This is a genomic window from Massilia sp., assembly GCF_031995545.1.
Lineage (GTDB): Bacteria > Pseudomonadota > Gammaproteobacteria > Burkholderiales > Burkholderiaceae_D > Telluria.
Window position 1 is genome coordinate 120,301 of record NZ_DAMAGA010000009.1, and the last position, 18,048, is coordinate 138,348.

17 protein-coding genes are annotated in these 18,048 nt (G+C 68.7%); 2 read left to right on the forward strand and 15 right to left on the reverse strand.

From position 1 onward, the window contains the following. Window positions 1–8 precede the first annotated feature (8 nt). Window positions 9–767 carry a hypothetical protein gene (locus tag RTQ83_RS09355; RefSeq protein WP_312513633.1) on the forward strand — a complete coding sequence of 253 codons (759 nt, stop codon included), beginning with the start codon at window positions 9–11 and terminating at the stop codon, window positions 765–767. Window positions 768–817: 50 nt separating this feature from the next. Here the strand turns inward: RTQ83_RS09355 and RTQ83_RS09360 are convergent, their stop codons facing one another. The 14 genes from RTQ83_RS09360 to RTQ83_RS09425 form a co-directional block, all read right to left on the reverse strand. Beyond that, window positions 818–1,549: a helix-turn-helix transcriptional regulator gene (locus RTQ83_RS09360; protein WP_312513635.1), complete on the reverse strand. Its 732-nt coding sequence runs from the start codon at window positions 1,547–1,549 to the stop codon at window positions 818–820. Between the two features lie 74 nt (window positions 1,550–1,623). Beyond that, entirely contained in the window at window positions 1,624–1,827 is a 204-nt protein-coding gene (locus RTQ83_RS09365) for a hypothetical protein (RefSeq protein ID WP_312513637.1), read from the reverse strand. A gap of 21 nt (window positions 1,828–1,848) precedes the next feature. Beyond that, entirely contained in the window at window positions 1,849–3,189 is a 1,341-nt protein-coding gene (gene hslU, locus RTQ83_RS09370; protein ID WP_312513639.1) for an ATP-dependent protease ATPase subunit HslU, read from the reverse strand. Window positions 3,190–3,202: 13 nt separating this feature from the next. After that, window positions 3,203–3,739 carry an ATP-dependent protease subunit HslV gene (gene hslV / locus RTQ83_RS09375; RefSeq protein ID WP_109345517.1) on the reverse strand — a complete coding sequence of 179 codons (537 nt, stop codon included), beginning with the start codon at window positions 3,737–3,739 and terminating at the stop codon, window positions 3,203–3,205. Window positions 3,740–4,012: 273 nt separating this feature from the next. Further along, complete coding sequence (locus RTQ83_RS09380) at window positions 4,013–5,326, reverse strand: STAS domain-containing protein (RefSeq protein ID WP_312513644.1); 1,314 nt, start codon at window positions 5,324–5,326, stop codon at window positions 4,013–4,015. A 233-nt stretch (window positions 5,327–5,559) separates the two neighbouring features. Beyond that, on the reverse strand, window positions 5,560–6,009 hold the full coding sequence (gene dksA, locus RTQ83_RS09385; RefSeq protein ID WP_312513646.1) for an RNA polymerase-binding protein DksA: 450 nt from the start codon (window positions 6,007–6,009) through the stop codon (window positions 5,560–5,562). Between the two features lie 258 nt (window positions 6,010–6,267). Beyond that, window positions 6,268–7,332: a GTP-binding protein gene (locus RTQ83_RS09390; protein ID WP_312513648.1), complete on the reverse strand. Its 1,065-nt coding sequence runs from the start codon at window positions 7,330–7,332 to the stop codon at window positions 6,268–6,270. 150 nt (window positions 7,333–7,482) lie between these two features. Beyond that, window positions 7,483–8,424 (reverse strand): tyrosine recombinase XerC, encoded by a 942-nt coding sequence (gene xerC, locus RTQ83_RS09395; RefSeq protein WP_312513650.1) that lies wholly within the window; start codon window positions 8,422–8,424, stop codon window positions 7,483–7,485. Window positions 8,425–8,437: 13 nt separating this feature from the next. Next, window positions 8,438–9,103, reverse strand: coding sequence for a DUF484 family protein (locus tag RTQ83_RS09400; RefSeq protein WP_312513653.1), 666 nt, complete (start codon window positions 9,101–9,103; stop codon window positions 8,438–8,440). Window positions 9,104–9,184: 81 nt separating this feature from the next. Further along, entirely contained in the window at window positions 9,185–11,452 is a 2,268-nt protein-coding gene (locus tag RTQ83_RS09405) for a molybdopterin cofactor-binding domain-containing protein (RefSeq protein ID WP_312513655.1), read from the reverse strand. Continuing rightward, window positions 11,449–11,949 carry a 2Fe-2S iron-sulfur cluster-binding protein gene (locus RTQ83_RS09410; RefSeq protein ID WP_312513657.1) on the reverse strand — a complete coding sequence of 167 codons (501 nt, stop codon included), beginning with the start codon at window positions 11,947–11,949 and terminating at the stop codon, window positions 11,449–11,451. The genes RTQ83_RS09405 and RTQ83_RS09410 overlap by 4 nt, the downstream gene beginning before the upstream one ends. Beyond that, window positions 11,946–13,259: a c-type cytochrome gene (locus RTQ83_RS09415; RefSeq protein WP_409456097.1), complete on the reverse strand. Its 1,314-nt coding sequence runs from the start codon at window positions 13,257–13,259 to the stop codon at window positions 11,946–11,948. The genes RTQ83_RS09410 and RTQ83_RS09415 overlap by 4 nt, the downstream gene beginning before the upstream one ends. A 71-nt stretch (window positions 13,260–13,330) precedes the next feature. Next, window positions 13,331–14,968 carry a methyl-accepting chemotaxis protein gene (locus RTQ83_RS09420; protein WP_312513661.1) on the reverse strand — a complete coding sequence of 546 codons (1,638 nt, stop codon included), beginning with the start codon at window positions 14,966–14,968 and terminating at the stop codon, window positions 13,331–13,333. Between the two features lie 146 nt (window positions 14,969–15,114). Beyond that, a complete protein-coding gene (locus tag RTQ83_RS09425; protein WP_312513663.1) occupies window positions 15,115–16,218 on the reverse strand; it encodes an alkene reductase in 1,104 nt (367 codons plus the stop codon). 104 nt (window positions 16,219–16,322) lie between these two features. Here RTQ83_RS09425 and RTQ83_RS09430 point away from each other — a divergent pair, with 104 nt between their 5' ends. Then, entirely contained in the window at window positions 16,323–17,285 is a 963-nt protein-coding gene (locus tag RTQ83_RS09430; protein WP_312513665.1) for a LysR substrate-binding domain-containing protein, read from the forward strand. Between the two features lie 28 nt (window positions 17,286–17,313). On the opposite strand, the gene RTQ83_RS09435 is transcribed toward RTQ83_RS09430, so the two are convergent. Next, window positions 17,314–18,030, reverse strand: coding sequence for an ABC transporter ATP-binding protein (locus RTQ83_RS09435; protein ID WP_312513667.1), 717 nt, complete (start codon window positions 18,028–18,030; stop codon window positions 17,314–17,316). Window positions 18,031–18,048 lie beyond the last annotated feature (18 nt).

Consider the following 18,048-nt stretch of genomic DNA (forward strand, 5'->3'; position numbering starts at 1 on the left):
AAGAAACCATGAACAAGCGTTTGCCCATTCTCCTCAGCCTGCTGGCCCTGATCCTGCTGGCGGCCTCGATCGCCTACTGGGTGCTGCAGCTGTACCAGCCGCAGCAGCGCCCGCTGGCGGCGGCGCCCGTCGTCAGCCAGCCCGAGCCGAGCCCGGACGCGGCCGCCACCCTGTTCGGCGGCCAGCCGGTGGCGGCGGCGATCTCCAACTTCCAGCTCACCGGCGTGGTGGCGGCCGGTTCCGCCAACAGCGCGGCGATCATCGTGGCCGACGGCGCGCCGCCCGTGGCGGTGCGCATCGGGCGCGAAGTCGCGCCCGGCATCGTGGTGTCCGAAGTGCACCAGCGTTACGTGATGCTGTCCGATGGTGGCGTGCTCAAGCGCGTCGAACTGGCCACCGACAGCCGTGCGCCGGCCAGCATGAACGCGCCGACCCCGATGGCGCAGCCGGCGCCGGCGCCGATGATGGCGCCGCCCGGCATGGAACAGCAGACCGCGCCCGGCGTGGTCAGCGCCCCGCCGGCAATGCAGAGCGTGCCGCCGGCCGGCGGCGGACCGCAGGGCACGCCGACTACTCCCGAAAACGCCCAGACCGTGCCGGAGCCGGCCATGGATCCGGGCTACGATCCGGCCTCACCCGAGAACCAGCAGCAGTTCCAGCAACAGCAGCCGCAGCCACAGCAGCAACAGCAGCAGAACAACCAGGTTCAGATGCCGCCGAACGCGGCGCCGATGAACCAGCCATCGCAGCAGAACCCGGTTCGCTAAGGCTGATCAGCCTGGCTTGGCTGAGCGCTCAGCGCTCAGTGCTCAGCGTCTCAGCGTCTCAGCGCAGTGAATGCCGCCAGCTCCCACGACCTGAAGCCCAGCAGCAGCGTATAGCCTTCGCGCTCGCCGGCCGACAGGCGCCGGCTGTGCTGGTGCAGACGCGCCAGTTCCTCGGCCAGCGCGGCGATGCGCTGCGACAGCTCGGCCGCATCGGCGTGCGACAGCCGTGCCGGCAGGCACATCAGCGTCTCGCCGGCGCCGTCGAAGCGACCGGCGAAATAATCCCCCACCACATGTTCGCGAAAGTAATGCTGTACGGGCCCGTCCGGCAGCCAGCGGAATGCGTTCGACACCCGCAGCAGGTAGCGGTTCAGCGGCTTGAGTTCGATCAGTCCCAGCCGGTCGAGCTCGGCCAGCAGCTTGACGCACTCGGCCTCGGTCAGTCGGTAGGTCTCGACGATCTGTTCCAGGCTCCAGTGGCCGAGGCAGCAGATCGCCACCAGCAGCAGGCGCGGATTGGCGACCAGTGAAGTCTCCTGGGCTAACGTCAGCGCATCGGGCTTGGCCCGATTCTCGAGTGCGCCGCGCAACACGTCTTCCAATGCGATGCCGCTGGCCTGGCACACCTCGGCCAGGCGCGACAATGACATGTCCTTCTGGCCGAACATGCGCTTGACGCTCGACTCGCTGACACCGATGCGCGCCGCCAGCGTTTTATAGGTGATGCCGGCCGCGCGCAGGCGGGCGCGCAGGGCGTCGAGGATCAGGTCGGGTGAACTCATGCGGTGCGATCGAAAAGACGTAAAAAAAGCGGACACGACTGTGTCCGCCTTGAGCATACACCGGAAGCGACGACTCACTCGTCGTCGTCCGCCACCAGTTTCGCTTTCTTGAGCGCCCGCTTGGCTTCGTGCCGTTCGCTCGACAAGGGCTTGGCGTGCGGCCCGGCGGCGCGCGCCTTGGCCAGCGCAGCCAATGGGTTGCGCGGCTTGCCGAACTGCTGCGACGGTTCCACGCGCAGCCGCATCTTTTGCCGTGTCGCCAGTGCCTTGTTCGCCATGCGGGTCTCCTCCAGCGCTTGTTACAGGACGTAGCGCGACAGGTCTTCGTTGACCGCCAGCGCATCGAGCCGTTCGTTGACATAGGCCGCGTCGATCCGCACCAGCTGGTCCTTCTCGCTTCCGGCGCTGAACGACACTTCTTCCAGCAGCTTTTCCATCACCGTGTACAGGCGGCGCGCGCCGATGTTCTCGGTGCGTTCGTTGACCGAATACGCGATCTCGGCCAGGCGATGGATGCCTTCGTCCAGGAACTCTACCTTGACGCCTTCGGTCGCCAGCAGCGCTTCGTACTGCTTGGTCAGGCTGGCGTGGGTCGAGGTCAGGATGCTCTTGAAGTCCTCGATCGACAGCGATTCCAGCTCGACCCGGATCGGGAAGCGCCCCTGCAGCTCGGGAATCAGGTCCGACGGCTTCGACAGGTGGAAGGCGCCCGAGGCGATGAACAGGATGTGGTCGGTCTTGATCATGCCGTACTTGGTATTCACCGTGGTGCCCTCGACCAGCGGCAGCAGGTCGCGCTGCACGCCGGCGCGCGAGACGTCGGCGCCGCCGCGCTCGGAACCGGTCGCGATCTTGTCGATCTCGTCCAGGAACACGATGCCGTTCTGCTCGACGTTGGCGATCGCCTTCTGCTTGAGCTCGTCTTCATTGACCAGCTTGGCGGCTTCCTCGTCGATCAGCAGCTTCATCGCTTCCTTGATCTTGAGCTTGCGCGGCTTCTTGCGCGCATTGCCGACGCCGGCGAACATCGACTTGATCTGCTCGGTCATTTCTTCCATGCCGGGCGGGGCCATGATTTCCATCTGCGGCGCGGCATCAAGCACTTCGATCTCGACTTCGCGGTCGTCGAGCGCGCCTTCGCGCAGGCGCTTGCGGAAGGTCTGGCGGGTGGCGTCGCCGTCCTTGGCGTCGGCGCCGCTATTGCTGACATTGAAGCCGAAGTCGCGCGCCGGCGGCACCAGGATGTCGATGATGCGGTCTTCGGCCGCGTCCTCGGCGCGCTGGCGCACCTTCTTCTGTTCGCTGGCGCGGGTCTGCTTGACGCCGATGTCGATCAGGTCGCGGATGATGGTGTCGACGTCACGGCCGACATAGCCGACTTCGGTGAACTTGGTCGCTTCGATCTTGATGAAGGGGGCGTCGGCCAGCTTGGCCAGGCGGCGCGCGATCTCGGTCTTGCCGACGCCGGTCGGGCCGATCATCAGGATGTTCTTGGGCGTGATCTCGTGGCGCAGCGCTTCGTCCACTTGCTGACGGCGCCAGCGGTTACGCAGTGCGATGGCGACCGCTTTCTTGGCCTTGCCCTGGCCGACCACGTGCTTGTCGAGTTCCGAGACGATTTCGGGTGGGGTCATGTTCATGATGCTGCTCATATCAATCCAGGGTCTCGATGATGTGGGACATATTCGTGTAGATGCACAGCTCGCCTGCGATGGTGAGCGCTTTTTTCACGACCTCGGCGGGCGGCATGTCGGTGTTTTCGTACAGCGCCTTGGCCGCCGACTGGGCGTAGACGCCGCCCGAGCCGATGGCGCCGATGCCGTCTTCCGGTTCCAGCACGTCGCCGTTGCCGGTGATGATCAGGGTCGACTCGCGGTCGGCCACCAGCAGCATCGCTTCCAGGCGGCGCAGCACGCGGTCGGTGCGCCAGTCCTTGGCCAGCTCGACCGAGGCGCGCAGCAGGTTGCCCTGGTGCTTTTCCAGTTTGCCTTCGAAGCGGTCGAGCAGCGTGAATGCGTCGGCGGTGCCGCCGGCAAAGCCGCACAGGACCTTGCCCTGGTACAGCTTGCGCACTTTACGTGCCGAGCCCTTCATGACGACATTGCCCAGCGTAACCTGGCCATCGCCACCGAGCGCGACCTGCGAGCCGCGCCGCACACTAACGATGGTGGTACCGTGAAATTGTTCCATTTTGACCTCGTGATGTTCTAGCCAACAGCAGGTGGGGTTACCCGACCGGATTGCAAGGTTAGCTCAGCAATATTGCCTGCCTCGGTGGCGTCGTGCGCCGCCGGGCAGCGCCAGACGCTACGCTGTCATGACGTTCAACAGCCGGTAGGATAACCATGTTTCTCTTCTTTTCGAACAAGCTCGGCTGCCTTGGCTCGACCTTGTTGTCGCTGGCGGTGACGCTGGTGTTGCTGCTGCTGTTTGGCGTGATCTGAGCCAGCAGCGTGCCGGGTATCAGTAGCGGTGCGGATACAGCAAAATGCTGGCGCCATCGACGCCATCCGCGCGTCCGACACCCAGCAGGCGCAGTAGCGCCGCCACCAGGTGATTCAGTTCGCGCAGCTCGACCCGCTTGCCGGCGCCGGCATGGGCCGCCAGGCGCGCCTGCAGCAGGCCGGCGCCGGCGTAATCGATGCGCGCCAGGCGCGAGCAGTCCAGCACCAGCGTGTCGCGCCCGTCCGCATGGGCATCGATCGCACTCAAGAGCGCGCTGTCCGCCGCGCCGACCGTGGCCGGCAGCATGAAGCGTTCGCCGTGGGCGGCGCCGGCATCCAGTGCCGGGGCCGCGGTGGACACGCGGCGCGGCGCTTCGAAAGAGGGCGGCGACACCTCATAAGTGACGCAGTAATCCATCGCCGCTTCTTCGAATTCCTTCTCGCGGTTGGTCAACAGCAGCAGCTCGAGCAGCAGCAGCCACGGCGCCTGGCTGGGACCGCGCACGCCGATCGTCAGCATCGCGCGCAGCGTGCCCATCAGGGTATCGGCACCGGCCAGGACCAGCTCGCTCCCCTTGGTGCGCAGCGTCTGCAGCGCCGCCAGCAGGCAGGCGGCGCCGTCGGGGTCGATCCGCGTCACCCGGCCGAAATCCAGGCGCACGGCGGGCGCGCCCGCATCCAGCACACGCTTCAGGTGCGGCGCCACGGCGGCGTCGATGGTGGGACCGAAGGTTTCGGCCAGCGCCACCACGGCGGCGGGGCGGTTGGGCGCGGGCGCCGGCAGCGGCTTCCAGGCCGGGGGGGAGGTTTCGAAATGGCTGGCGTAGTCGATCGCGATGCTTTCGAACACTTCTTCGCGACCGTCGGCCTGGTACAGGTCGAACAGCATCCACCACGGCAGGCGTTCGTGGCGGCCCAGCGTCGTCAATGCGTCGAGCAATAACTGCTCGGCGGCCGCGGCCTGGCCGTTGGCATACAGGATCGCGCTTTCGTCGACCGCCGGCGCGCTGGCCGGGACGGCGGCCGGATCGGGCTGGTCGTCGTTTGCAGGCAGCGGGGCGACCGCGGCGCCGGCCGCCGGATGGCGCGCGCCGCTGCCCCAGGCCGGTTCGTCGCTGAAGATGTCGGAAGCGAAGGCCAGCTCGATCTCGTCGATCTTGGCCGCGGTGGCGCGCGCGATCTCGCGCTGGCGCTCGCGCTCGGCTTCGGTGCCCAGGCGCGACGGCTCGCCGCGCAGGCGCGTCTCTGGCGGCGGCGCGAAGTCCGGCCGCGGCGCAAGGTGCGCCTGCGGCTCAGCGTCGTTCTTTCTCTTCAGGAAGGAGAAAAGCCCCATGGTCCCCGTTGTCGTCAGTCGGCCTGCTCGTGCATGACGGTAGCACGGACCGGCAGCACACGTGCTGTGCGCGCGCTCCGTTGGCTAGTGTATCCGAAGGGAAATAAAACCGTATGCATTGCGCATGTCTGGTGCGCGGCCGGTCCGGGGAAGGCAGAGAAAAGCGGCGCCTCAAACAAAAAAAGCATGCGACCGGAGCCGCATGCTTTTCTCGATCGGGCGTGAGGCAGGCCTCAGTCGCCGTACAGCTTTTGCTTCAGTTCGCGGCGCTGCTGGGCTTCCAGCGACAGGGTCGCGGTCGGGCGTGCGATCAGGCGCGGGATGCCGATCGGTTCGCCGGTTTCTTCGCACCAGCCGTATTCGCCGGCGTCGATCGCCTGCATCGATTGCTGCACTTTCTTGAGCAGCTTGCGCTCGCGGTCGCGGGTGCGCAGTTCGAGCGCGTGCTCTTCTTCGATCGTGGCGCGGTCGGCTGGGTCCGGCACCAGCACGGTTTCGCGCAGGTGTTCGGTGGTTTCGCCGGCGTTCTTCAGCAGGTCTTTCTCGAGCTCTTGCAGGCGGTTCTTGAAAAACGCCAGCTGGGCCGGATTCATGTAGTCGTCATCGCCCATTGCCCGAATCTCTTCTTCCGTCAGGAGGCGTTCTTCGGGCTGGGCGGTATTCGGTTTCGTTGTTTTAGTCATGATGCCTTCGATACGACAGAGGTTTTCATTTTATCAGCTAGCTCTGCAGTGATACCCCGGCGCACGTGCGCGGGGCGATCTGCAACACCAGCTGCCTTGATGGCGACGTTGCGCCATCCCTTCTCCGTCCGCGCCGCATGCGCGGCTGGGGCGGTTCGCCCTGTGGGCGGCTTGCCCATATGGGCGGTCCGGCGGGCCGACAAACTGTCGAGGCGAGTCGTCAGGCGACGCCAGGCAGACCAGTCAAACTGATGCAGTTTATACCAAACATTGTTCCAGACCACGGATAAATACGTCTTTTGGTAAATTTTTACCAATAAACACCATCTTGGTGGCGGGCGTTTCACTATCGCTCCACTTCGGTCCGACGTCGCTGCCCATGATCTGGTGCACGCCCTGGAACACCACCTTGCGGTCCACGCCTGCCATCCGCAGCACGCCCTTGTAGCGCAGCATTTGCGGGCCGAATACGTTGACCAGGCTGCCCAGGAACTGTTCCAGGCGCTCAGGGTCAAAAGCGCGCTCGCTCTTGAACACGAAGGCGGCGATGTCGTCGCTGTGGTGGCCGTGGTGGTGGTCGTGGCTGCAGGCTTCGCCGTGTGCGTGGTCATGACCGCAGTGGTCGTGATCATGGCCGTGCTCGTGATCATGATCGTGGCCTTCGTCCACCAGCAGGAAATCCGGATCCAGTTCCAGCTTGTCGTTCAGGTTGAAGCCGCGCAGGTCGAGCACTTCGGCGATCGGCGCACGGCCGAAGTCGCTGGTCGAGATCGGTGCACGCGGGTTGATGCGCGTCAGACGCGTTTTCAGGCGCTCGACCGCTTCCGGCTCGACCAGGTCGGTCTTCGACAGCAGGATCTTGTCGGCGAACCCGACCTGGCGCTGGGCTTCCTCGTGCTGGTCCAGCTGGTCCATCGCATGGCGCGCATCGACCACGGTGACCACCGCGTCGAGCATGTAGTGGGCGCCCACTTCTTCGTCGACGAAGAAGGTCTGCGCCACCGGGCCCGGATTGGCCAGGCCCGTGGTCTCGATCACCACGCGGTCGAAACTGATCTCGCCGGCCTTGCGCTTCTGTGCCAGATTGGTCAGCGCCACGATCAGGTCGCCGCGCACGGTGCAGCAGATACAGCCGTTGTTCATTTCGACGATCTGCTCGCCCGTGTCCTGCACCAGGATTTCGTTGTCGATATTTTCCTGGCCAAATTCGTTCTCGATGACGGCGATGCGCATGCCGTGCTCTTCCTGCAGGATGCGGTTGAGCAGGGTGGTTTTGCCCGCGCCGAGAAAGCCGGTCAGGATGGTGCTGGGGATCAGGTCCATTGGTTCGCTACTCGTGTTGAATGTCGGGGTGGGACGAAAGAACCGGGGGATTATGCCGCAATTCTTGCAACCTCACCATCAACCGTGTCGCGGCTTGATCGAGTTCAAACCGATGGCTGTTCCTGCGTGGCGCATGTGCTTACTTTGCGCTTATTTCACTTTGGCGCGCGGATGGGCCTTGTCGTACACCGCCGCCAGGTGCTGGAAGTCGAGCGCAGTATATACCTGGGTCGAGGTGATGCTGGCGTGGCCCAGCAGTTCCTGCACCGCGCGCAGGTCGCCCGAGGATTGCAGCAGGTGCGAGGCAAACGAGTGGCGCAGCACGTGCGGGTGCACATGCACCGGGGTGCCGGCGCGCAATGCATGCTGTTTCAGCCTGCTTTGCACCACGCGCGGGCTGATGCGGGTGTCGCGCGCCGACAAAAACAGGGCAGCGCTGCCGTCGCGCGCGGCCGGACGCACCGCCAGCCAGGCTGCCAGGGCCTCGCGCGCCGGTCCGCCCACCGGCACCCGGCGCATCTTGTTGCCCTTGCCGGTGACCACCACTTCGCCGGCCTGCGGGTCGAACCAGCCGAGCGAAGGCTGGCCGCCGGCGCGCGGGTCTTGCCATGAAACGTCGAGACCGGCCAGTTCCGACACCCGCAGCCCGCTCGAATACAGCAGCTCGAACATGGCGCGGTTGCACAGTTCGAACGGTTCGGCGTGGCCGCGCGGGTTCGCTTCCATCAGTTGCACGGCGTCGTCGACAGCCAGTGCCTTGGGCAGTGTCTTGGGCCGCTTGGGCGCGCGCACGCCGTCGACCGGATTCGCGGCCAGGCTGGTGTGCAGCGCCAGCCATTCATAGAAGCCGCGCCAGCCCGACAGCTTGCGCGCGATCGAGCGCGCCGACTGGCCGCCGGCGTGCAGCTTGGCGGCGAAGCGGCGGATGTCGAAGTGGGTGAGGCGGGTCCAGTCGCCGTGGCCGGCCAGCGTGGCCAGCTCGGCCAGGTCGCGCCGGTAGGCGGCCACCGTGTGCGCCGACAGCTGGCGCTGCGTGGCCAGCTCGGTCAGATAACGCGTGGCCCAGTCGTCAGGGGCGTCGACCTTGTCCACGCGTAAGTCCCGCTCAGGCGCGCAGCGGTTGCAGCGCGGTAGTGGCGGTGGCGGCGATGTGGACCAGGAAGTCGGTCGCCATCGCGACCGTGAAGCGCGCCGGGTCGGGCGAGCCCAGCACCAGCAGGCCGAAGCTCTGGCCCGGCGCGCCCAGCGGCAGCATGACGGTCGAGCGGATCGTGTCCGCTTCCGGCAGCCAGCGCACCGCTTCGAAATCGTTGTTCGGGCCGCAATACGGCGCGCGCAGGCTGTTGGCGAAGATGCGCACGTCGTCGCTCACGTCGCGGGTGAAGGCCTCGGCGCCATGTTCCGGCTTCACGTTCCACAGACGCAGCGTGACTTGCGGCACGCTGAAGTGCACGCGCAGGCCTTCGACCAGGTCGCCCGCCATCGCCGCGCCGCCACGCGACACCAGCAGCGCCTGGGTCCAGGCGTGGAAGCGGTTGGCGATGCCGGCGTTTTCTTCGGCGCGGCGCGACAGTTCCGACAGGCGCAGTTCGAGCGCGCGGTATTTGTCGCGCATCACTTCCATCTGGCGTTCCTGGAGCGACACCGCGCGCCCCATGAGCGGGCTGGACAGTTTCACTTCGCCCAGCAGGCCGGCGTGTTCCTCGAAGAACTGCGGATGGTCGATCAGGTATTGCGCGACGGCGCTGGCGTCCAGTGGTGCTGTGCTCATGGTGGTGGAAAGGTCCGGCGTAACGATGAGCCATTATTCTACCCGACCAGGCCCTCCGCGGGCACGCCGCCGGCGCGCACTTCACGAGGACTGGCGCAACAGCGGAAGATCGTGGCGCCGCACGCCGCTGGCGCGCGCCAGCGCATTGGCCAGCGCCGCCGCCATCGGCCCCTGCGCCGCCTCGGCCACGCCCAGCATGGGCTGGCCGGGCTGGTCGAGCAGGGCCACGTCGATCCGCTCCGGCACGCCTGAAAAACGCAGGATCGGATAGGTGCTCCAGTCGAAGCTGGCTACGCCGCCGGGGCCGTAGCTCAGCCGTTCCTGCAGGGTCCAGCTGGCCGACTGGATGATGGCGCCTTCGAGCTGGTTGCGCACGCCGTCCGGGTTGACCACCTGGCCGCAGTCGGCCGCGCACGCCACGCGCAGGATGCGCAGGCTCTCGCGGTCGGGATCGTAGGCCACTTCGACCGCGATGGCGACGAACGCCATGCGGTTCTTGTACTGGCCGAAGCCGAAGCCGACTCCGCGCCGGGAGGCCGCCTGCGGCGCCGGGCTGGCGGACCGGTCCGCACCGGGCTTCCAGCCGAACATGCGCGCGGCGCGCTCCACCACCGCCTGCGCGCGCGGCTGGCTGGCCAGGTGATCGAGCCGGAAACGTACCGGATCGGCCTTGGCCAGCGCGGCCAGCTGGTCGATCGTGCTTTCGATCGCCACCAGGTTCAGGTGCGCTCCCAGCGAACGCATGGCCGAGGTGCGCAGCGGCGTCACCGGCAGGAAGTGGTTGACGATGCGCGCATTCGGGATGTCGTACAGCGGCAGCGCATTGCGGTCCCCCCCGCCCTCGGGCATCGGCATCGGCAGCGAGGGCGTCGGCAGGATTGGCGCTGCCAGCAGGCCGGCGGCGGTCAGCTTGCCGGCATTGCCCGGCCGCTCGTTGTGCGAGCCGCTCCACAGTTCGTAGTTCCACTGGTCGATGCGGCCGTCGGCGCCGAGCCCGGCCTGCACCGTCGCCAGCATCGCCGGCGCATACGGTTCCCACAGGTGTTCCTGGTCGCGCATCAGCTGCACCCGCACCGGGCTGCCGGGCGCGGCGCAGGCCAGCAGCGCGGCGTCGGCGGCGACATCGTCGGCCGCATTGTGGCCGTAGCAGCCCGAGCCCTCGGTATGGATGCAGCGCACCTTCTCCAGCGGCATGCGTACCAGTTCGGCCAGCGCCGCGCGCAGCGGGTACACGCCCTGGGTATGGGTCCAGACCGTCAGCACCCCGTCCTTCAGCAGGCCGACCGCGCACGAAGGGCCGATCGATCCATGCGCCACGTACTGCTTGGTGTAGCGCGCGCTGACCGACGGTCCGGCTGCGGCGCGCTGGCGGCCCTGCTCGAGGATCACGATGTCCTGTGACGGCAGCGCCTGCAGCGTGGCATGGATGGCGTCGGGGCGCGGCAGGGTCTTGCCGCCTTCCCAGCGCGCGCCGGCGGCGAGCGCCTGCATGGCGCCGACCGCGCGCCATTCGTCGTCGGCCAGCACCGCCAGGTAGCTGCCGTCGCGCAGCACCTGGCGCACGCCCGGCAGGCGCCGCACCGCCGCCAGGTCGGCCTGCACCAGGCGCGCGCCCAGCCGCGGCGGGCGCACCACGCGCGCATGCAGCATGCCCGGCAGGCGCAGGTCCTGCACGTAGGCGGCGCCGCCGCTGACCTTGGCCGGAATGTCGACCCGCGGCAGCGAGGCGCCGATCATCCGGTACTCGGCGGGCGCGCGCAGCGGCGACGTCTCGCTGGCGGCGCGGTGCAGGCCGGCTGCATCCAGGCCCTTGAGCGCGGCGCCATAATGCATGCTGATGCCGCCCGGGCCGCGTACCCGTCCGGCACGCAGTACGACGCTGTCGGGCGCTACCAGCCACTGGCGGGCGGCGCCGGCGCGCAGCAGGGCCGCGACCTGGGCCGACGCGTGCAGCAGGGCGGTGCCGCTGTCGGCCATGGTGTGGCTGCCGGCGGTATAGCCTTCGTTGGGTGTGAGCAGCGTGTCGCCGCCGATGAAGCGGATGTCGGCCGGCGCCAGCTCGAGCTGTTCCAGCGCCACCTGCATCAGCGCGGTGCGCACGCCCGTGCCCAGCTCCACCTTGCCGCTGCAGACGGTGACCTTGCCGTCCGCCGCCACCTGGATCCAGGCGTCCAGCAGCGGCGTGTTCTTGAGGCTTCCCGGCAGGCGCGGATTGGCCAGTTTCGGCAAACCCATCGCATTGAACTCGGCGCGCGCCGCCGCCGGCAGCAGCGAGAACGCGACCACCAGGGCGCCGCCCTTGAGCACGGCGCGGCGGCCGGCGTCGGCTTGCAGGTCGTGGGCGCTCATGCCGCGGCTCCGGTTGCAGGTGCATGCGCGGCTCCGGCCGCAGGTCCCTGCGCGACTTCGCGGATCGCCGCCAGGATGCGGTGATGGGTGCCGCAGCGGCACAGGTTGGGCTCCATGTGGCGCACGATCTGCCGGTCGGTCGGATGCGGATGGCGATCGAGCAGTGCCTGGGCGCGGGTCAGCATGCCTGCGATGCAGTAGCCGCACTGGGCCGCCTGGTGCTTGATGAAGGCGGCCTGCAGCCGGCCCGGCTTGTCGGCGCTGCCCAGATCCTCCACCGTGCGCACCGCGCGGCCTTCGAGCGCCGCCAGCGGGGTGATGCAGGAGAACACCGGCTTGCCGTCCAGGATCACGGTGCAGGCGCCGCACTGGCCCATGCCGCAGCCGTACTTGGCGCCGTTGAGTTGCAGTTCATTGCGCAGCACGTACAGTAGCGGGGTGGCGGGATCGGCCTGCAGTGCCTGCGGCTTGCCGTTGATGGTGACGCGGGTCGTCATTCGTGGGTCTCCTTGCGCAGCTTGGCGCTGTGTTGGGCGACGGCGTTCCAGGCCGGCTGGCCGGCGCCGCTGCGGACGTAGGCGGCCAGCAGGGCTATCTGCTCGTCGCTGAGGGTATCGGCGAACGGCGGCATGTAGACCGGCGCGGCGCCGTCCACCGGGATGCCGTGCAGGACGGTCAGGATGAAGTTGTCGGGCCGCTCGCCCAGCACCGCGCTGCTGCGCGCCAGGGCCGGCCGGCCGCCGCTGCGCATCATCGGCGCCGGCGCCGCATGGCATCCGGCACAGGCCCCGGCGAACAGGCGGCTGGCCCGGGTGTCGGCGTCGGCGCCGGACGTGGCTGTCGCCGTGCCCGTGGCTGTGGCCGTGGCCGGAACGGCGGGGGCGGCGACTGCCGCAGCGTGCGCGGGCGCGTCCGACTGGATCGACATCAGGTACACCGCGATCGCTTCCACGTCTTCGCGCGGCACGCCGGCCAGGCGCTCGGTGACGGCGCGCATCGGCCCCTTGGCCGCGCCATGCGCCGCCGACAGGCCGCCGCTCAGGTAGTCGACCAGTTCCGCTTGCGTCCAGGGCGCGGCGCCGCCGTTCAGGCGGGTCAGGGCCGGGGCATCCCAGCCGTCGATGTTCCCGCCCTGGAACGGCGGATGGCGCTCGCCGCCGAGCGCCGTCATGCCGCTGTGGCACGAGGCGCAGTGGCCCAGCGTGTCGACCAGGTAGCGGCCGCGTGCGAGCGGCGTATCCTGGCGCGCCGGGATCGCGGCGTCGCCCGGGTGCAGGTAGAGCGCGTTCCAGAACGCCAGCAGCGGCCGGAAGTTGAGCGGGAACACCAGCCCGTTGGGGGGCGCTTCGCTGCGGACCGGCGTGCGCGACATCAGGTAGCCGTAGGCCAGGTCGATGTCGGTATCCGACATGCGCGTGTAGTGGATGTAGGGGAAGGCCGGATACAGCAGGTGGCCATCGCGCGCCACGCCTTCGCGCATGGCGCGCCGGAACGCTTCGGGCGACCAGCGGCCGATGCCGGTGTCCGGGTCGGGCGTGATGTTGGTGCTGTAGATGGTGCCGAACGGGGTGTCCAGCGCCCGCCCGCCGGCATACGCCGGGCCATGCGCCGCCGTATGGCAGACCATGCAGTCGCCCAGCGCCACCACGCGCGCGCCGGCAGCGACCAGGGTCGCGGTGCCGGCGGCCGGGACGTGGGCCAGCGGCGCCAGTTCGGCGGGGCGGACCCACAGGTACAGGCCGGCCGCGGAGACGGCAAGCACGGCGGCGACCGAGGCGGCGGCGGTGGCAAAGGTGCGTAGTTTCATCATGGTCGAGGATCTTGGCGGGTGGACGGGTGTGGCGCAGGCGCCGGACGGTACCGGATGCCGGCGGCTATTCAGGCGACCAGGCGCAGTTCGCGCGGGGCGCCGCGCGCCGCTGCCGGCGCATGCCCGGCGCCGGCGCCGGCAGCGGCGCGGGCTCCGGCCCCGAGCTGGAAGCTGCTGACCAGCTGCGACAGGGCGCTGGCCTGCTGGTGCAGGCTGCCGGCGGCGGCCGCCGCCTGCTCGACCAGCGCCGCGTTCTGCTGGGTGACGCCGTCCATCTCGGTGATCGCCACGTTGACGTGGCCGATGCCGGTGCGCTGCTCGCCCGAGGCGGCGGCGATCTCGCCGATGATGGCGCTGACGCGGCCGACGCTGTCGACCACCTCGTCCATTGTGGCGCCGGCACGCTCGACCATCTGGCCGCCGGCGCCGATGCTGCGCACGCTGTCGTCGATCAGCACCTTGATCTCCTTGGCGGCGGCGGCGCTGCGCTGGGCCAGGTTGCGCACCTCGGACGCCACCACCGCGAAGCCGCGCCCCTGTTCGCCGGCGCGCGCCGCCTCCACCGCGGCGTTCAGCGCCAGGATGTTGGTCTGGAAGGCGATGCCGTCGATGACGCCGATGATCGCTTCGATGCGGCCGGCGCTGGTATGGATCGCGTTCATGGTGTCGACTACCTGGGCCACCGCGCCGCCGCCCCTGCGCGCCACTTCCGACGCCGATTGCGCCAGCACGCTGGCCTGGCGCGAATGTTCGGCGTTGCTGGCCACGCCCTGGGTCAGCTGTTCCATCGAGGCGGCCGTCTCTTCGAGCGAACTGGCCTGCGACTCGGTGCGGTTCGACAGGTCGCTGTTGCCGGCCGCGATCTGGGACGAGGCGGTGGCGATGGTGTCGGCACTGGTGCGGATCGCACCGATCATGGAGGCCAGGTTTTCCTGCATGGTCTTCATCGCGTACAGCAGGCTGGAGCGGTCGGCGCCGTCGGTCTCGACGGTCATGCTCAGGTCCTTGGCCGCGATGCGCAGCGCCACGTCGGCCGCGTATTCGGGGCTGCCACCGATGGTGCGGAACAGGCTGCGGTTGATGCCGGCCACGATCGCCGACAGCAGGGCGCCGGCGGCCGCGAACACCAGCACCGCGTCGCGCAGCGAAGCCCGGAAGGCGGCCTCGATGTCGTCGACGTAGACCCCGGTGATCATGGCCCAGCCCCACGGCTTGTGGCTGACGATATAGGCCAGCTTGGTCGAGGCCGCGCTGGCGCCCGGACGCAGCCACTGGTAGGCCAGGAAGCCGTGGCCGTCGGGCGATGCTGCCAGCTTGCCGATCTCCTGGAACACGTAGACGCCGTCGGCCGAGCGGAAGCCGTTCATGTCCTTGCCGTCGTTGGCCGGGTTGGCCGGGTTCTGGATCGCACGGCCGTCCAGCGACGCCAGCGACACGTAGCCGTCGTCGCCGTAGCGCATCGACTTGAGCACGGCCTTGGCGCGCAGCTGCGCCTCGGCCTGGCTCAGGCGTCCGGCGCGGGCCTCGGCGGCGAAGCCCTCGACGATGGTGCGCGCCGACTGGCCCAGGTTGACCAGGTCGGCCTTGCGCTCGGCCATGCGCAGGTCGCGCGCATGCAGCAGGTCGTACACCGACAGGGCGCACAGGCAGGCCAGGCTGGCGAGCAGCGGCAGCCACAGTTTTTGGCGGAACGTGAAGCGTCTCATGGCGAGATCCCTATTTATCAGTTGCTAATAAAATCGATGAGAATCGGCGCTGCTGGAGAAGCGCCGAAGAAAAGAAGTTTCCGAGAATAAATGATCGAACGATCAGTAGCAAGCGATTAATCGGCCGATTCGCGCGTACGCCACAGTCAGCTACGCCCGTCCAGCGTCGCGTAGTCGAGGTAGCCGCGCTGGCCGCCGCCGTAGAAGGTGAACGGGTCCGGGGCGTTGTACGGGCCGCCGCTGCGGATGCGTTCGACCAGGTCGGGATTGGCGATGAACTGGCGTCCGAACGAGGCCATGTTGGCCATGCCCGAGGCCACCAGCGGCGCCGCCGATTCCGGTGTCAGGCCGCCGTTGGCGATGATGGTGCCGCCGAAGTTCGGCCGCAGCACCGCCAGCATGCGCGCCATGTCGGGTGCGCCGCCCCAGGCATTGGTGTCGGCGGCATGCAGGTAGGCCACGCCGGCTTCGCCCAGCAGGCGTGCCAGGTAGGCGTAGGTGGCGTCGGCGTCCGGGTCCGGTGCGTTGTTGTAGCCGGCGTAGGGCGAGATGCGCACCCCGACCCGGCCGGCCGGGACTTCGTCGAGCACCGCGCGCAGCACCAGGTTGAGGAAGCGCGCGCGGTTGGCCGGGCTGCCGCCGAACTGGTCGTCGCGGCGGTTGGTGTGGGGCGACAGGAACTGGTGCGGCAGGTAGCCGTTGCCGGCGTGGATCTCGACGCCGTCGACGCCGGCCTGCATGGCATGGCGCGCGGCGGTGCGGAATTCCTCGATCGCGAAATGGATCTCGGCCGGCGTCATGGCACGCGCCGGCGAGGCGGCGATGCGGGTGTAGAAGCCGTTGGCCAGCGCGCCGTACACCTGCACCAGGTGCAGGTCGTCGTTGACGGCCGACGGCGCCAGCGGCTCGCGTCCGTCGAGCAGCGCATACGAGCTGGCGCGGCCGCTGTGCCACAGCTGCACGAACAGCGTGCCGCCGGCGGCGTGCACCGATTCGGCCACGCGGCGCCAGCCCAGCACCTGCGCTTCGTTGTACAGCCCCGGCGCCAGCTCGAAGGCGGCAGAGTTGCGCGACACGTTGGTCGCTTCGCTGACGAGCAGGCCGGCCGAGGCGCGCTGCGCGTAGTAGACGGCGTTGTCGGCGGTCGGTACGCCGTCGCTGCCGGAGCGCGACCGGGTGAGCGGCGACATCGCGATCCGGTTGGGCAGGGTCAGGTCGCCGAGGCGGACGGGATCGAGAAGACTTGTCATGGCATGGCTCCGTGTGAAAAGATGTGTCGACTGTACCCGTGGTCGCGGCTGCCGATAATGCGTCCGTGGCCGATGACACTGTTGCGCCAGACGCAAAGGCAGGCATGGATCGATTCGCCGAACTCAAGACTTTCTGTACCGTGGCCGCCTGTGGCGGCTTTTCCCCGGCCGCGCGCCAGCTCGGCCTGGCCACTTCCTCGGTGACGCGCCTGGCCGATGCGCTCGAAGCGCGGCTCGGCGCCATCCTGCTGAACCGCTCGACGCGCAGCGTCACGCTCACCGATGCCGGGCGCGCCTACCACGAGCAGGCGCTGCGCATCCTGGAGCAGCTCGATGCCGCCGACGATCTGGTAACCGACGGTGCGCGCGGCCTGGGCGGCGTGCTGCGGGTGGCCGCGCCGGTGACTTTCGCGGCGCTGCACATCGCGCCGATCCTGCCGCTGCTGCGCGCGCGCCACCCGGGCCTGAACCTGGACCTGCGCCTGTCCGACAGCGACGCCAACCTGGTCGACGAATCGATCGACGTGGCGATCCGCATCGGCGGCCTCGATCCCCAGGCCAACCTGGTGGCGCGCCGCCTGGCCGGACACGAACGGGTGCTGTGCGCCAGCCCGGCCTACCTGGCGGCGCGCGGCACGCCGCGCCTGCCGGCCGACCTGGGGCGCCACGATTGCCTGCAGTTCGCCTTCGACGGCGCGCGCCGGGTGTGGCGCCTGCGCCGGCTGTCCGCGCCGGCGCAGGCATCGTCATCGTCGCCAGTGCCGGCACAGAGCGAGGCGCAGGTCGAGGAAATCGCCGTCAATGCCGTGATCCTGGCCAACAACGGCGAGCTGCTGCGCCAGGGCGCGCTGGCCGGACTCGGGGTGGCGATGCTGGCGCGCTGGCTGGTCGAGCGCGACCTGCGCGCCGGCACATTGGTGGCGGTGATGGGCGACTACCAGGTCAACCCGGGTCCGATGGACGTCGGGCTGCATGCGCTGTACCCGGCCAGCCGGCGTGGCTCGCACAAGATCCGCGTGTTCGTCGACCTGCTGGCCGAGCACTTGGCACGGGTCGAAGTCGCCTGAGGCGCGGCCGGGCCAAGCCAGGGCAGCCTTACACCGCGCAGTAGCGCTCCTGGATCTGCGGGTCGGCCAGCATGACGGCGGCCCGTTGCGCGTACACGATCGCGCCCTGGTCCAGGATGTAGGCGCGGTCCGAGATGGCCAGCGCCGTCTCCACGCTCTGCTCGACCAGCAGAATGGTCTTGCCCTGGCGCTTGAGTTGCGTGAACAGTTCGAACATTTCGTCGACCAGTACCGGCATGATGCCTTCGGACGGTTCGTCGAGCAGGATCATGTCGGGATCGGACGCGATGGCGCGCGCGATCGCCAGCATCTGCTGCTCGCCGCCGGACATCGTCACCGCTTCCTGGCCGAGGCGCTCCTTCAGGCGCGGGAAGGTGGCGGCGATGCGCTCGATGATGTCCTTTTCCTTGTGCCTGTCGGCGCGCAGCGCCTGCGCCGCCAGGATACCCAGGCGCAGGTTCTCGAGCACCGTCATGCCGGGCACGATGCGCCGTTCTTCGGGCACGTAGGCCAGGCCCAGGCCGTAGCGCCTGTGGGCCGGCAGCGCCAGCAGGGCGCGGTCCTTGAAGGTGACCGCGCCGCCGGTGCGGGCGACCAGCCCCATCACGCTCCTGATCAGGGTGGTCTTGCCGGCGCCGTTGCGCCCGAGCAGGGACACCACCTCGCCGCGCCCCACCTCGAGGCTGACATTCTGCAGGACGTGGCTGGTGCCGTACCAGGCATTGAGCTTGTCGATCTTGAGCATGTGGTCTCCGGTGATGGT

Coding starts and splice junctions, on each gene's coding strand:
- RTQ83_RS09435 (WP_312513667.1), bottom strand. CDS start 18,030: ATGCTCAAGATCGACAAGCTCAATGCCTGGTACGGCACCAGCCACGTC.
- RTQ83_RS09420 (WP_312513661.1), bottom strand. CDS start 14,968: ATGAGACGCTTCACGTTCCGCCAAAAACTGTGGCTGCCGCTGCTCGCC.
- RTQ83_RS09425 (WP_312513663.1), bottom strand. CDS start 16,218: ATGACAAGTCTTCTCGATCCCGTCCGCCTCGGCGACCTGACCCTGCCC.
- RTQ83_RS09380 (WP_312513644.1), bottom strand. CDS start 5,326: ATGGGGCTTTTCTCCTTCCTGAAGAGAAAGAACGACGCTGAGCCGCAG.
- RTQ83_RS09400 (WP_312513653.1), bottom strand. CDS start 9,103: ATGAGCACAGCACCACTGGACGCCAGCGCCGTCGCGCAATACCTGATC.
- RTQ83_RS09405 (WP_312513655.1), bottom strand. CDS start 11,452: ATGAGCGCCCACGACCTGCAAGCCGACGCCGGCCGCCGCGCCGTGCTC.
- RTQ83_RS09430 (WP_312513665.1), top strand. CDS start 16,323: ATGGATCGATTCGCCGAACTCAAGACTTTCTGTACCGTGGCCGCCTGT.
- RTQ83_RS09390 (WP_312513648.1), bottom strand. CDS start 7,332: ATGGACCTGATCCCCAGCACCATCCTGACCGGCTTTCTCGGCGCGGGC.
- RTQ83_RS09355 (WP_312513633.1), top strand. CDS start 9: ATGAACAAGCGTTTGCCCATTCTCCTCAGCCTGCTGGCCCTGATCCTG.
- RTQ83_RS09410 (WP_312513657.1), bottom strand. CDS start 11,949: ATGACGACCCGCGTCACCATCAACGGCAAGCCGCAGGCACTGCAGGCC.
- dksA (WP_312513646.1), bottom strand. CDS start 6,009: ATGACTAAAACAACGAAACCGAATACCGCCCAGCCCGAAGAACGCCTC.
- RTQ83_RS09365 (WP_312513637.1), bottom strand. CDS start 1,827: ATGGCGAACAAGGCACTGGCGACACGGCAAAAGATGCGGCTGCGCGTG.
- hslV (WP_109345517.1), bottom strand. CDS start 3,739: ATGGAACAATTTCACGGTACCACCATCGTTAGTGTGCGGCGCGGCTCG.
- RTQ83_RS09415 (WP_409456097.1), bottom strand. CDS start 13,259: ATGAAACTACGCACCTTTGCCACCGCCGCCGCCTCGGTCGCCGCCGTG.
- hslU (WP_312513639.1), bottom strand. CDS start 3,189: ATGAACATGACCCCACCCGAAATCGTCTCGGAACTCGACAAGCACGTG.
- RTQ83_RS09360 (WP_312513635.1), bottom strand. CDS start 1,549: ATGAGTTCACCCGACCTGATCCTCGACGCCCTGCGCGCCCGCCTGCGC.